Annotated in this window: 11 protein-coding genes; 8 read left to right on the forward strand and 3 right to left on the reverse strand. The window is 73.4% G+C overall.

The window, feature by feature from the left end; genetic code table 11:
* Positions 1-69 precede the first annotated feature (69 nt).
* Both I6A60_RS10820 and I6A60_RS10825 read right to left on the reverse strand, forming a co-directional pair.
* The gene (locus I6A60_RS10820) at positions 70-1,281 is read right to left on the reverse strand and encodes a patatin-like phospholipase family protein (protein ID WP_203042253.1); all 1,212 of its coding nucleotides are present in this window, start codon (positions 1,279-1,281) and stop codon (positions 70-72) included.
* A 172-nt stretch (positions 1,282-1,453) separates the two neighbouring features.
* Positions 1,454-1,957 carry a transcriptional regulator gene (locus I6A60_RS10825; RefSeq protein ID WP_041259740.1) on the reverse strand — a complete coding sequence of 168 codons (504 nt, stop codon included), beginning with the start codon at positions 1,955-1,957 and terminating at the stop codon, positions 1,454-1,456.
* A gap of 413 nt (positions 1,958-2,370) precedes the next feature.
* On the opposite strand from I6A60_RS10825, the gene I6A60_RS10830 reads away from it, so the two are divergent.
* Positions 2,371-2,853: a hypothetical protein gene (locus I6A60_RS10830; protein ID WP_203017028.1), complete on the forward strand. Its 483-nt coding sequence runs from the start codon at positions 2,371-2,373 to the stop codon at positions 2,851-2,853.
* A gap of 456 nt (positions 2,854-3,309) precedes the next feature.
* A complete protein-coding gene (locus I6A60_RS10835; protein WP_203042254.1) occupies positions 3,310-4,971 on the forward strand; it encodes a hypothetical protein in 1,662 nt (553 codons plus the stop codon).
* Positions 4,972-5,207: 236 nt separating this feature from the next.
* Here I6A60_RS10835 and I6A60_RS10840 read toward each other — a convergent pair whose 3' ends face one another.
* The gene (locus tag I6A60_RS10840) at positions 5,208-7,193 is read right to left on the reverse strand and encodes a PAS domain-containing protein (protein WP_203022510.1); all 1,986 of its coding nucleotides are present in this window, start codon (positions 7,191-7,193) and stop codon (positions 5,208-5,210) included.
* Positions 7,194-8,016: 823 nt separating this feature from the next.
* On the opposite strand from I6A60_RS10840, the gene I6A60_RS10845 reads away from it, so the two are divergent.
* From I6A60_RS10845 to I6A60_RS10870, 6 genes are all read left to right on the forward strand, one after another.
* On the forward strand, positions 8,017-9,255 hold the full coding sequence (locus tag I6A60_RS10845) for a CpaF family protein (RefSeq protein ID WP_203022516.1): 1,239 nt from the start codon (positions 8,017-8,019) through the stop codon (positions 9,253-9,255).
* Between the two features lie 31 nt (positions 9,256-9,286).
* Positions 9,287-10,144 carry a type II secretion system F family protein gene (locus I6A60_RS10850; RefSeq protein WP_203022509.1) on the forward strand — a complete coding sequence of 286 codons (858 nt, stop codon included), beginning with the start codon at positions 9,287-9,289 and terminating at the stop codon, positions 10,142-10,144.
* 7 nt (positions 10,145-10,151) lie between these two features.
* Positions 10,152-11,123 (forward strand): type II secretion system F family protein, encoded by a 972-nt coding sequence (locus tag I6A60_RS10855; RefSeq protein ID WP_203022508.1) that lies wholly within the window; start codon positions 10,152-10,154, stop codon positions 11,121-11,123.
* Between the two features lie 188 nt (positions 11,124-11,311).
* Positions 11,312-11,578, forward strand: a complete 267-nt coding sequence (locus I6A60_RS10860) for a hypothetical protein (RefSeq protein WP_203022507.1) — start codon at positions 11,312-11,314, stop codon at positions 11,576-11,578.
* 382 nt (positions 11,579-11,960) lie between these two features.
* A complete protein-coding gene (locus I6A60_RS10865; RefSeq protein ID WP_374113353.1) occupies positions 11,961-12,389 on the forward strand; it encodes a TadE/TadG family type IV pilus assembly protein in 429 nt (142 codons plus the stop codon).
* A 428-nt stretch (positions 12,390-12,817) separates the two neighbouring features.
* Entirely contained in the window at positions 12,818-13,261 is a 444-nt protein-coding gene (locus tag I6A60_RS10870) for a hypothetical protein (RefSeq protein ID WP_203022506.1), read from the forward strand.
* Positions 13,262-13,437: the final 176 nt, after the last annotated feature.

Below are 13,437 nucleotides of genomic sequence, written 5' to 3' on the forward strand. Positions count from 1 at the left end.
CGACGTACCGCCGCTGGCTGGGCGGGTGACTGCGAGGCTGATCCGGCTGGCCGGCGAGTCGGCGCCTGGCTAGCCGGCGAGGTCTGGCTCCTCCCGGACGGCCGGGCCGCGAGCCGGCGATACTCCGCTCGGCCGGGTGATCGGTCTGGTCGGCCTGGTAGGGATCGTCGTGGACGACGGAACGGGCCGTGTCCCGGTCTGCGGCGTCGCGCCGCTGGTGCCCGAAACCGGCCGGGCCGTGCGCGGCAGCGTCGGAGCCGGCGTCCGGGTCGCCGACGGGACGGCCGTCCTGGCCTGCGGCCTCGGCCGGCCGGGCAGGTCGGCGAGAGCCGCCGCCGAGGTAGTTAGCGACGTCTCGAAGACGGTGGTCCGCCGGGCCAGGTCCATCACGTTGCCGCCCATCGCGACCAGGTCGGCTGGCCCGGGGCACAGCACGCGGACCCGGGCGCCGGTCGCCTCCGCCAGCGTGATCTCCGCGGCCAGCCGGCGGGTCGCAGCCCGGCGCAGCTGCCGTTCGAGCACGGCGACCGGGCGGTGCGGGTGGTCGTAGTCGAAGGCGCAGGCCGGCGCCAGCACGAGGATCTCGTCGAGCCCGGCGTCAACGCACAGGTCGAGCGACGTCGGCGAGCGGGTGCCGCCGTCGACGAACCGGCGCCCGTCCACCAGGACGGGCGCGTACCAGCCCGGGATCGCGCAGGAGGCCATCACCGCCTGGGCGAGCGGCGCCGTCGGCGCGTCGTCCGCGCCGAAGAGCACGCGGTGGCCGGAGTCGAAGTCCATCGCGACGATCCGCAGCAGGGCCGGCCAGCGGTCCGGGTCGACCGGCCGCGCGGCCGCGGCCTGGCCGACGAGGTCGCCGACGGCAGCGAGCGTGCCGCGGCCCTGTGGCAGCAGGGCGGCGAGCGCCACCATCGGCGTCAGTCGATGTGGATGCAGTACACCGGTGGTCAACAGCCGCGGCGAGCCCATCCGCATCCGGGGCGGCGGCGGCAGCGACGGCCCCAGCTCGCGGTAGTCCAGCACAGGCGCGCCCGGGGCGTACTGGCCCCGTTCCGAGTCGGCCATGGTGTCGATCTCGACGCCCACGCTGAGCAGCGCCGAGACCACCGAGCCCGCCGACGTGCCGACGATCAGGTCGAACGACCGGACGTCGTCGCCGGTCCGCTCCTGATACGTCCGCAACGCGCCGATCATCCAGGCTGAGCCGAGAATCCCGCCGGCGCCGAGGACCAGGCCCCGGCGCGGCGTCCGTCGGCGGGCCAGGGTTTGTTTGCGTGTCATCGTCGCCACCACCTCCCAGCGCGGCCGACCGCGCCTTCCTGGGCGCGGTGGCCACGCGGGTCCGCTCACGGTCCGCACTGACCGCCGTCGAGCCGTCGGCGGCCGGGCCCGCTCGACGCGACTGGCGTCGAGCGCACCCGGCGGCCTGGGATTCCGCGTCGCCCGGGCGGAGCTAGTCCAGGTCCTCGGGCTCCTCGGGCTCCGGCAGGCTGGTCTCCAGCACGCCCCAGGCCCGCAGCCGGTCGGCGAACTCCTGCGGTGTCGTGTCGTGAAGCAGGGCGAGCGCGCGCAGGTCACCGTCTCGGATCGAGAGCACATGGCCGGCGTAGTCGTCGCGCTGCCGCTGGATCTGCGCCACCCACCGGCGAACCAGCGCCGAGGTGTCGGGTGGCGCCTGAGCGAGCTTCTCCAGGTTCAACACCGTGCGCGGGCGGCGCTCGCGCGGCGGCATCTGGTCCTCGTTCGGCAGCAGTGCCGAGACGGGGACACCGTAGAAGCCGGCCAACTCAGAGAGCTGATGAACGCTGATCATACGGTCGCCGCGCTCGTACGAGCCAACCGCGGCGGTCTTCCACCGACCGCGGGACTTCTGCTCGACACCCTGCAGCGAAAGTCCTTGCTGAATCCGGATCGCCCGTAGGCGAGACCCCACGGCCTTCGCGTACTCCCGGCTCACCCGACTCACCCCCAGCCTCGAACGAGCTCCCGAACGACAGGTCTCGACGTCCGGGCCCGCGGTGGCGCCCCGCCGTGACGGGGTGGGGACCCGGCTTTGGATCGCCACCCGTGACAACGGATTAACACCGTAGAAAGAGTCCGTTTACCGAACTATGTGCGGTGACGTGTGCCCGACACCGAAGGTTCGCCCGACGCCGGGCCTGCTGTCCAAGGAGAGGCGTCGTTCGCTACGTACTGTCATCGCGCTGACCCCCCTCCGCGATGTGCGATCGGGCTGGCGACCAGACCTGCCGCCGTCACTGGTGGTGTCGATGCCCGCGAATCGCTCCGCGTAACCAAGTCCGTCACAGTGAGCTATCAATCGAGGGGGTGCCGCGCGGCGGCGGCCGGTGTCAGGGGCACACTGACTACGTGCGCGTCTACCTTCCGTCAACGTTGACGGCCGCGCGGACGGTGCTCGCCGACCGCGTGGTACCCGCCGGGCTCGCGTTCGGGGTCACCCCGGCGGTCCGGGAGTGGTACGCCCAGTCGGACACCGAGGAGATGGAGTACGCCGCGCTGCTCGCCGCCGCGCGCGCCTGCCTCCGGCTGCTGGACGCCGATGCCACCGCGCCCAGGCGCCGGGTCGTCTACGCCGCCGACGTCGACGACGCGGCCATCCGGGTCCGTGACGACCTCGACCGTGGCGTCGTCGAGGTGACGGCGCCGGTGCCGCTGACCGCGGTACAGGCGATCCACGTCGACGACACCGCCGCCGAGGCCGCGGTGGCCGCCGCCGCGGACGCCGTGATCGAGTCGGACCTCGGTGGTGAGGACGCGTCCTTCGTCGTCGACGGCGCCGAGGGCTACGAGCTGCTCTGGTTCGCGACCCAGGAACTGCCCGACCTCGTCTGACCCGGGTGCCTCGCGCCGTGGGTGATCCGTAGTTTTGGCCTTATCGGCCGTGATTCCGGGGTGGGCTGCGCCCGCGCCCGAAGGTGGCCTTGACCTGCCCGGACAGGCGCTCGCCGACCCGTCGGGCGCGCCGTTCGAGGTCGGGGCGGAACAGCGGTGTCCGGTGTGTGTCGTTCGGCGAGTCGCTGTCCGCTGTGTCTGGCGCGGCGCGCTATTGTCCCGTGTCAGATGGGCATCTAGCCGGACAACGCGGACCAACAACACGGACCCGCGTCGTCGCGGCTGGCGCGCGTCGCCAACCTCCAATCACCAGCAGGTCGCTACGGCACTCCAACCGTGGCGCCTGGCGGTGTGCTGCCGTTCCCCACTGCTCGACCGTCTTGTGCTCCATCTGACTGCTGTCCGCGTTCGACCGCCCACGCCCGGATCCCGGCGCGGGAGGGAGGCTGGTATCCCGTGCTGTACCTCTTCGGGCAGGTCCTGGTGTTCGTGCTGGTCGCGCTTGTACTGGGCGCCGCACTCGCCTGGATCTTCCTGATCGGCCCGATGCGCCGGCAGCGCACCTCGTCCGCAGCCGCCACCGCGGGCGTCGAAGACCGACCTGGCCCGGGCGCGGCTGGCCCCGAAGGTGATCAGGCCGACCGGACGAGCCCGAGCGGGCTCGCGGAGCTGGACGAGGACCGCCTCGCCGCGCTGACGGACTGGCTGCGCCGGCAGGAGGAGCGCAGCACGGTGGAGAACGCGGAGCTGGTGACCCGGCTCGCCGCGGCCGAGCAGCAGGTCGGGGAGTCGGAGAGCCGGGTGAGCGCGGCTGAGCGCCAGGTCGCGACTGCGGTCGAGCAGGTCGGTGCGGCGCAGGCAAGGATGGCCCAGATCGAGGCCGAGCTGCGCGGCGTGGCCGCCGACGAGCAGAGCCGGGAGACCCGCCGGCTGCAGACCGCGCTGGCGGAGGCGGAGGCGCGTGCCGCCAGGTTCTCGGCCCGGCTGGCGATCGTGCGTACCGAGGTGGAGGAGGCCTCGCTCCAGGCCGCGGCCGTCACGGAACGGCTGGATCGTCGGCAGGCGGAATGGGCCGCCGAGCGTGCCGGCCTGCTGGTCCGGATCGCCGAGGCCGAGTCGATCGCCGGAGCGTGGGCCGCGAACCGTGAGCGCGGTGGCCTCGACGCCGCTTCCGTCGATACCCCAGCCGATTCCGCTCCGGCCGGCGAGCTCGAGGGCAGGACGGTCGACTGGCCTGACGGCCGAACTGACGTGTCCGACGTGGCGGCTGTGGACGGCGTCGATCTGGCGGACCGTGCCGACCTGGTGGACGGTGCTGATCTGTTCGCCCCGACCACCGGCCGGGTGGTGGCGCTCGGTGGCACGCGGCCCCAGAGCCGCCCGGTGGGCGCGGCGCGCACGGTGCCAGCCCGGCAGCGCACCGCGCACGCCGCGCTGGTACCGGCCGGCAGCGCCGCTGGCCCGGCGGACGGCGGCCCGAACGGGACCGAGCCGCCCGCCGTCGACACCGCGGCGCTGGACGCGGTCGTCCAGGAGATCCTGGACGCCGACGCCCGCGCCGTCCCCGGGCCTGACCGGGAGGTGCTCGCGCCTACCCCTGCCGCCGAGTCGGTGCTCGTGCCCGAGCCCGCCCCCGCCGAGGTGGTCGCGTCCGAGCCCGACGAGCTCGGCCCCGATGCCGTCTTGACTGAGCCCGTCGTGTCAGAGCCGGTCGTGTCGGAGCCGGTCGCGTTCGACGCTGCCCTGTCCGAGCCCGCCGTGTCCGAGCCTGTCGTGCCCGAGCCCGTCGTGTCCGAGCCCGTCGGGTCTCAGCCTGCCGTGTCCGAGCCTGCCGCGTTTGACGCCGACGAGCCGGTCCTGCCGTCCTGGGGTGGTCCCGCCGAGCCGGTGCCGTCCACCGACAACCTCAAGGAGATCGTCGGCATCGGCCCGGTGATCGAGGCGCGGCTGCGCACACTCGGCATCACCTCGTTCCGCCAGTTGGCGGCGATGGGAGACACCGACGTCGACCGGCTCTCGGCCAGGCTTGACGGGTTCGGCAGCCGCATCCTCTCCGACGACTGGGTCGGCCAGGCCCGCGAGCTACAGACCCGCGGCGTTGAAGACCTGACCTACTGACGCGACGTCTGGTGGATCGTCGGTCAACCAGACGAAGGTCGACCTGGCTCCGATCTCCGTCAAGATCGGCGTCCGCCGAACCACTGCCCGCCGGACGTTGATCGCTGTTTGGGCCCTGGCGCGGTCGTGGTGGAGACGTTTCCACGACCACCCCAGGGCCCAAACGGCGATCATGGCGGGTGGGGTGGCTCGCGCCCGAACGACGATCATCGACGCGACGGTGGCGGCGCGCGGGGTCAGAGCTCCGAGATCAGGCCTTCGATCTCGGCGTCGAGGATCCGCCGGTCGGTGACGTCGATGTAGAGCCAGAGGTGGCCGCGGTAACCGTCGGGGCTGACCAGCGGCAGATGGCTGCGCTCGAAGACGCGGCCGTCGGCGAACATCACGGCCTCCCGGCGCAGTGTCCGCCGGCGGCGCAGCAGGGTGTCGAGACGGTCGGCGAAGCCGGCCGGGTCGTCCACCAGCCCGGCCCGCGGCCGCAGCAACAGGCGGCAGTCGGTGCCGACCAGGTCGACGGGAGCCTCGGCCAGGTCGAACAGGTCGCAGTACGCCTGGTTGACGCCGACCACCTGGCTGTGCGCGTCGGCGAGCAGCACAGCGGCCGGCAGCTCGGCAAGCAGGCTGGTGAGCCAGCGCTCCCGGTCGCGGCACGCGGCCTCGGCCCGGGCCAGCTCGCCGTAGAGGCAGCCGCACTCTGCGGGCGGCATCCGGTCGAACCGGTGGCCGCCGTCGCCGGAACCGTGCCCGCCCGCCTGCCCCTCACCACCGGCGCCCCGTCCGGCACCGCCACCGGTGCCGCCCGCGCCGCCCGCGCCGTGGCCGGCGCCCTGGCCCCCGCCGTGGGCCCACCTCGCGTGATCCGCGTGCCGGCTTTCCTGGCTACCGCCGAGGTGCCCCCGGCGGGGGTCCGGACCGCCCGCGCGGTGGCCGTCGACGGCGCGGCCGTGCAGCGCGATCGCCGACCGCCATTCGCCACCCAGCGTCGGCGGTGTCTGCGGGTCGGCCCGGCCGGGCCAGCTGTCGCCGCCGTCGGGCGCGGTCGCCCGTCGGCGGTCACCGTCCCAGGTGAGGTGGTCACGTCTCGGCCGTTCCCGGGGCCGGTCACGCTCGCTCAGCCCGGGTGGGAAGCCCGCCGGGCCCAGGTCACCGGTGTCACCCGGGTCGTGCGGGTCATCGGCGTGTGAACCGGCGGGAAGTTCGTCGTCGCTGGGAATCCCGCCGGCTCGGCGCTCGTCGGACGGCCCGTCGGGAGCGGTGGCGTCGTCCCACCAGGCCGGGCCGCCGTCGTCCCGATCGTCGCTGTGACGCGGGTCGGCGGAGTCGGCCTGATCCCGGCCGTGCGGGCCGGGCCAGGCTCGTACGGCGTCCCAGGCCGGCCCCGCGCCCCAACCGTGGGTGTCGTCCGGGTCGGCCCCGCCGAGGCGGTCGGCCGGGGGCAGCGACGGCTCCTGGCCGGTGCGCGGTCGCGGCAACGTCACGGGGACCGTCGGTCCCTGCTCGTCGGACGGCTCCCTCGACTGGTGCTGGAGGGCGGACCGCTCCGGGCCCGGGTGTCGGGTCGGCAGGTCCGTCCACTCGGCCCCCCAGGTCGGGGCGCCGGGGCTGCTGGGCTCGACGCCGAGGCGGCTCGCGCGGACCGACGGGCCCAGCGGTGGCCAGGCCGGCACGGGTGGCAGCGGCGTCAGGGTTCCGATGAACCGGGCACCTCCGGCGCCCGCGGCGGCCGCCACGGCCTGCAGGATGGCGGCGCGGTGCAGCCCGTCGGGTCGCAGCAGCCGCAGGCGGACCCACACCCCGTCGCCACCGGCTCGGGCACGTCCCCACTGGTTGGTGACGGTCAGCAGGTCGTGCGGGTGGATCGCGCGCTCCCAGCCCCAGCCGAGCGCCTCGTCCGGATCGACGCCGGTCAGCTCGCTCCAGCGTGGATTGACGAAGACGTGCCGGCCGACGGCGTCCGTCGCGAAGACCGGCACCGGGCAGCTCATCGCCACTCGGCGAAAGATCTCCCAGCCCGCCGCCGCGGCGTCGGCGACGGCCGACTGGGCGACGTCGGCCGATCGGTCGCCGTCGGCCCAGCCAGGACCGTCGGTTTCTTCGGCCTCGTCGGCGGCTGATGCCGCGCCGAGGACCGCCTCGCCGAGAGTGGCCTCGCGGGCCGGCTCGGTGCCGCGGGCGCGGTCGCCGCCGTCGTCGCCGGGATGGCCGTCCGGCGCGGCGTTCACGCGGATACCGCCATGAGGCCGTGGACAGCCGTCGAAGCCGGGTTCGCCGGCGCGCGGTCGGCAGCCGACCGCGGATGGACATGGGAAGACACTCGAGACCCCCGGGAGGCACGCCACGGCGGCCCGGACAGGGCGGGGACGTGGGGGGAAGGTCCGTCGCCGAACCGGTTCGTGACTGACCGAACGTGGAAGGTTGCGAAGCGTTAGCAGATTAGCGCGGACCGAGTGGCGGACTCGTGAGGCGCGTGGATGTGGCGCACGCGCGCCGGCCCGCGCCCGGTGTATCTGCGCTGGTATGGCGGCGTCGGCCCCTTTCGTGGACCCGGCCACCCTGCCCGGCTGTGGGGTGCGATGTGCCGCCCGGCGGCAAAGGCGCGCAAGGCCCGGCAATCGCCCAGTGCGGGCCGGTGGACCTGGACGTTTGGGCCTGCCGCTCCGGGTGGTCAGACCTGCGGCTTGATCACCGTGTCCGCTTTATGCCACGGGAAGCCATCGTCATGGTTGCTGGAGCGATGCGCAGATTACGCTGAGTATCCAGGTAACCGTACCCCGCCACCATGCCCCCAGGGGGGTTGTGCGAACGTTGTTCGGTGCATCCCCTTCCTTCGGGGTTGCCGGAATGTGGCGTGCTTTCTACCCTTCGTCTCGATACCGGGTTGGCAGGTTCCGGCCACGGTCGTGCGGGGGTGGCTGCGTGCGCCTGGATGAGGAGCGGCGGACTCTCGTGGCGGCGGTACGGGGTGGCCCTTACACGGCCGGGCTGGGCGCCGGTCCGGGCCTGGGTGCCGGCGCGCCGGCCGGCTGGCCGGACGCGGCGTCCCTGGTGGAGAACGAGGTCCGGGAGCTGGTCCGGCGCCGGGCGCTCGACCCGGCCCGGGAGCCGGTCGTCGTGCGCCGGCTGGTCGACGACGTGCTCGGCGACTACGAGGAGCGCGTGCTCACCAGCGACCTGCCGCCCATCGTGGATCGGGAGCTGGTCGCCCGGCTCGTCTACGACGCGGTCGCCGGCTTCGGGCCGCTGCAGCGCCACCTCGACGACCCGGCCGTCGAGGAGATCTGGATCAACGAACCGGGCCGGGTGTTCATCGCCCGCCATGGCCGCAGCGAGCTCACCACCACGATCCTCACCGGCGATCAGGTCCAGGACCTGGTCGAGCGGATGCTGAAGACCTCCGGGCGCCGGGTGGACCTCTCGACCCCGTTCGTGGACGCGATGCTCCCGGACGGCTCGCGGCTGCACGTCGTCATCCCGGACGTGACCCGCCTGCACTGGTCGGTCAATATCCGCAAGTTCATCCTCTCGGCGTCCAGCCTTGACGAGCTGGTGGCCAAGGGAACTCTCCCGCCGGCGGCCGCGGCCTTCCTGGAGGCGTCGGTCATCGCCGGTCTGAACATCATCATCGCCGGCGGTACCCAGGCCGGGAAGACCACGATGCTCAACTGCCTCGGCTCGGCGATCCCCGCCCGCGAGCGGGTGATCAGCTGCGAGGAGGTCTTCGAGCTGCGGCTGCGGTCCCCCGACTGGGTGGCCATGCAGACCAGACAGGCGAACCTCGAGGGCACCGGCGAGATCCGGCTACGCCGCCTGATCAAGGAGGCGCTGCGGATGCGCCCGGACCGGCTGCTCGTCGGCGAGGTCCGCCAGGAGGAGGCCCTGGACCTGCTGATCGCGCTGAACTCGGGCCTGCCGGGGATGTGCAGCCTGCACGCCAACTCGGCGCGGGAGGCCGTCACCAAGCTGTGCACGCTGCCCCTGCTCGCCGGCGAGAACGTCAGCCACAACTTCGTCGTCCCGACCGTCGCCGCGAGCGTGGACCTCGTCGTTCACCTGATCAAGGACGCGCACGGCCGCCGGCGGGTGACGGAGATCGTCGCGCTGCCCGGCCGGGCCGAGGGCGACGTCGTCGAGGTCGCCCAGATCTTCCGGTCCTACGGCGACACGCTGGTCCGCGCCGAGGGCTATCCGCCGCACCCGGACCGGTTCGCCCGGGCCGGCTACGACCTCGCCGCGCTGCTCGCCCCGGCGGACCGGGGCTGGCCGGAGATCGCGGTGGAGCGATGACGCGCGCCGTCCCGGCCGTGGGGGAGGCCTGATGGGGATCTTCGTGGGGCTGCTGTTCGGGCTCGGGATGTTTCTGATCGTCGGGCCGAAGGCGCCGCGGCGACGGAGCGCCGCTGAGCCCGGCTGGCGGCGGTCCACCACCGAGCTGCTCGCGCAGGCGGGGGTGCGGGGCCTGGGCCCGGGCCAGTTCGTCGCGGTGAGCGTCGTCATCGGCGTCGTCGTCGGGTTCGTCATCTTCGCCGTCACGGCGACGTGGTCGCTCGGGTTCGCGTTCTTCGTGTTCGCCGCGTTCCTGCCGCGGACCCTGGTCGCCCGCCGCCGCCGGGCCCGGATGGCGGACCTGCGCGGGATGTGGCCCGACGTCGTCGACAACCTGGCGAGTGCCGTGCGTGCGGGCATGTCGCTGCCGGAAGGCCTCGCCGCCGTCGGCCAGCGCGGTCCGGCGCCGCTGCGTGGGGCGTTCACCCGGTTCGGCGAGGAGTACCGGGCCAGCGGCTCGTTCAGCTCCTGCCTGGACAAGCTCGCGGACGAGCTGGCCGATCCGGTGGCCGACCGGATCATCGAGTCGCTGCGGCTGGCCAGGGAGGTCGGTGGCACCGACCTCGGCCGGCTGCTGCGCACCCTGTCGACGTTCCTGCGCGAGGACGCCCGCACCCGGGCCGAGCTGGAGACCAGGCAGGGCTGGACCGTCAACGCCGCCCGCCTCGCCCTCGCCGCGCCCTGGGTGGTGCTGCTCCTGCTGGCTACCCGCGGCCAGAACGTGTCCGCTTACGACAGCCCTACCGGGGTCGCGGTGCTCGTCGGAGGTGGCGCGGTCTCGGTGTTCGCCTACGTCGTGATGAAGCGCATTGGCCGACTTCCTGAAGAAGGGCGGGTGCTGCGCCCATGAGACATTCATGAGCCTCGCCGCTACCGGGGCGCTGCTCGGACTGGTGGCCGGCATCGGGCTGGTGATCGTCGCGATCCGGTCGCCACGTGCCCGCCGGATTCGGTACGCGGACCGGATCGAGCCGTACCTGCGGGACACTCCGGCGCCGTCCCGGCTGCTCGACGAGAGCGCGGCCCACGCGGCTCGCCGCTCGGCCCGGGTCGCGCCGACACCGCTGGCGGCCGTCGAGGCGCTCGCCCGGCCGTTTCTGGAGGACGCGGCCCGCCGCCTCGACCGGTTCCTGGGGGGGCGCGCCGGCCTGGTCCGGCGGCTGACCCAGGCCGGCGGGCGCACGTCGGTCGAGGAGTTCCGTACCCAGCAGGTGATCCTCGCCGTCGCCGGCGGGCTGGTCGGGGCGGTGTTGCTGGTGCCGCGAGCGGTCATCGGGGTCGGTCCGCCGCCGGTCGTCGGCGTCGCGCTGATCGTCGCGGGTGTCGCCGGTGGCGTGGTCGGCCGGGAATGGTGGCTGACCAGGGCGATCCGGGCCCGCGAGGACCGGATGCTGATGGAGTTCCCGACGATCGCCGAGCTGCTCGCGCTCGCGGTCACGGCCGGGGAATCGCCGGTCGGCGCGCTGGAGCGGGTGGCCCGGCTGACCCACGGCGAGCTCGGGTACGAACTGCGGCTCGCGCTGGCCGACGCCCGCGCCGGCGCCACGCTGGTGCAGGCCCTGGAGGGGATCGCGACGCGGACCACGCTCGGCTCGCTGGCCCGGTTCGTCGACGGGATGGCCGTCGCGATCGAGCGCGGCACGCCGCTGGCCGACGTGTTGCGCGCGCAGGCCGTCGACGTCCGGGAGGCCGGCCGGCGCCAGCTCCTGGAGTCCGGCGGCCGCAAGGAGATCGCGATGATGGTGCCCGTCGTCTTCCTGGTACTGCCGACGACGGTGATCTTCGCCTTCTACCCGGCGCTGGTGAGCTTCACGTTCTTCGCGCAGTAAAGGCTCCCTGACCGCGCCGGTGCGCGGCGCGGTCGGGGTGAGCGGTGCCGAGGGGGCGCCGCCGCGGGTGGGGACCCGCGTGTTCGAGGGGGTCGAGGGGGCCAGGGGGTTCGGGATCGGCTGGCGGCCCTCGGTCGCGGGCGGCGCCGCCGTCCACGACCGGAGGTTCGCCGAACTGGGAGGACGAGATGGCACGCATCACGACGGCACTGGTCGTCGGGTACCTCGCATGGTGGGACCGGCGGCAATCGTGGGACCGGCGGCATTCGTCCGGCCCGGGCTCGGCGCGTGGTCGCGGCGACCGCGGCGACGTGCCCGGCTGGGTGATGGTGACGGTGATGACCGCCGCGCTGGTGGTCGCGATCGCCACGATCGCCACCCCGGCGCTGCAGAACATGTTCACGACCGCGATCAACAAGGTCACCGGCATCGGCGGCAGTGGTGGTGGCGGCTGACCCGTCGGGGCGCGGCCGGTCATCGGTGCCGCACCTGGCACGGGCTACTCCGGCTCCGGCCTGTCGCGTCCATGATCGCGGTTTCGGCCCTCGGGTGGCTGTGACAGCGGCCGTCCAACGACCACGTGAGGGCGAAAGCGGCGATCAGGCGAACGGTCTCGTCTCGGCGAACCCGGGAACGGGTTGCGCGGACGTTCGAGCTCGCCGCCGGTCCGGGCCCGCGTTGGCGGGTCGGCCTGCCGTGCCGGGTCGGCGCCCGGTGGTGCGTCGGCCTGTGGTGCCGGGCCAGTCTGTGGTGGCCTTCGGACCCGCGGTGCCGGGTCGGCGTGTGGCGGCGGGTCGGCGCGCGGTGCCGGGACGGTCTGTGGTTCCGGGACGGTCTGTGGTGCCGGGACAGTATGTGGCGGCGTCCCGGCCTGAGGTGCCCGGTCGGCGGGTGGACGCGGGGTCGGCGATCGTCGAGTTCGTGCTGGTCAGCACCCTGCTGCTGTTCCTGTTTCTCGGGATCATCCAGCTCGGCCTCGTCCTGCACGTCCGCAACACCCTCGTCGCGAACGCGGCCGAGGGCGCCCGGCACGGCGCGAACCTGAACGTCGACCCGGCCGACGGCGGGCCGTACGCGCAGCGGCTGATCGCCGAGTCGATCCCCGGCCGCGCCGATGCCACCTGCGTGGGCAGCCAGGTCGGCGGCCCGGATGACATCCCGCTGGTCCAGGTGACCTGCGAGGTCCGCGTCCCGCTCAGCCTGCTCCCGTTCGGCGGCGGCGTGACGATCCACGTGACCGGCCACGCCGTCAAGGAGACCCCGTGACGACGCGATCCGAGGTGCCGGCACAGGCAAAGCAGCCGCGAGGCCCGCGGACGAGGGAGGTTCGCGAACGCGGCCGGCTGGAACGACTCCGGCCGGAACGAGACCAGCGGTTCGGAGGCGTGCGCGAACCAGCGCCTGGTCCGGCGAGGTCGGCCCGCTGGCTTGATCGCCGTTTTGGCCCTCACGTGGTCACAGATCCGCGTCGGTCACAGCCACGCGAGGGCCAAAACAGCGATCTTGGTGGTCTCGGGACGAGGCCAAACTTGCCCGATGCGGCTCGCCGGCCACGGTCCCGCCGGTCCAGTTCGTGCACACCCCCCGACCGCCGGCCACCTTCCCGCCAGCCTCGGGACTCTGGTCGGCGGGACTCTGGTCGGCGGGACCGTGGCCGGAGGGACGCTGGCCGGCGGCCGGACGGGGGCTCGGCGATGATCGAGTTCATCGGGCTGTCGGTGGTGCTGCTGATCCCGTTCGTCTATTTCTTTCTGGCGCTGTTCGACGTGCAGCGCTCGGCGTTCGCGGTGACGCAGGCGGCGCGTGAGGCCGGCCGCGCCTACGCGACGGCGGATGACGAGGAGGACGGCCTGACCCGGGCCCAGCTGGCCGCCCAGCTCGCTTTCCAGGACCAGGGCCTCCCGGGCGCTCCGCAGCTGCGGTTCGCGCCGCAGGGCACCAACTGCGGCGCGGGTGACCCCGGCGATGGCGCCGAGACCCTGGAACCCGGCGCCCAGTTCGTCGTCTGCGTCCGCACGACCATTCCGCTGCCCGGCGCCGGTATTCTTGGCAGCCATTTGGCGAATGTGACGGTGAATGGCCAGTTCGTCGTCGTCATCGATCAGTACCGAGCCGACCGGGCGGCTCCCGCAGCCTGATTGGAATCAGCGCGGCCAGGATTCTCGAAACGATGGCCGTTCCCGCGGATCTGCCGCGGATTTTTCCTGGTCGCCGTTTCTGTTCTGGTGGGCCCTGTCGGTTTATTGCGAGCCTCGAGTCTGCGCGAGTCCCACGTAATGGTGGCGAATCTCGCCCGTGCTCAAATGCCAGGTAT

The sequence above is a fragment of the Frankia sp. AgB1.9 genome (genome assembly GCF_016786355.1).
Lineage (GTDB): Bacteria > Actinomycetota > Actinomycetes > Frankiales > Frankiaceae > Pseudofrankia.

Bases quoted from the DNA above. Each gene is read 5' to 3' on its own strand.
- I6A60_RS10820 (WP_203042253.1), bottom strand. From the start codon at position 1,281: ATGACACGCAAACAAACCCTGGCCCGCCGACGGACGCCGCGCCGGGGC.
- I6A60_RS10850 (WP_203022509.1), top strand. From the start codon at position 9,287: ATGGGGATCTTCGTGGGGCTGCTGTTCGGGCTCGGGATGTTTCTGATC.
- I6A60_RS10855 (WP_203022508.1), top strand. From the start codon at position 10,152: ATGAGCCTCGCCGCTACCGGGGCGCTGCTCGGACTGGTGGCCGGCATC.
- I6A60_RS10860 (WP_203022507.1), top strand. From the start codon at position 11,312: ATGGCACGCATCACGACGGCACTGGTCGTCGGGTACCTCGCATGGTGG.
- I6A60_RS10870 (WP_203022506.1), top strand. From the start codon at position 12,818: ATGATCGAGTTCATCGGGCTGTCGGTGGTGCTGCTGATCCCGTTCGTC.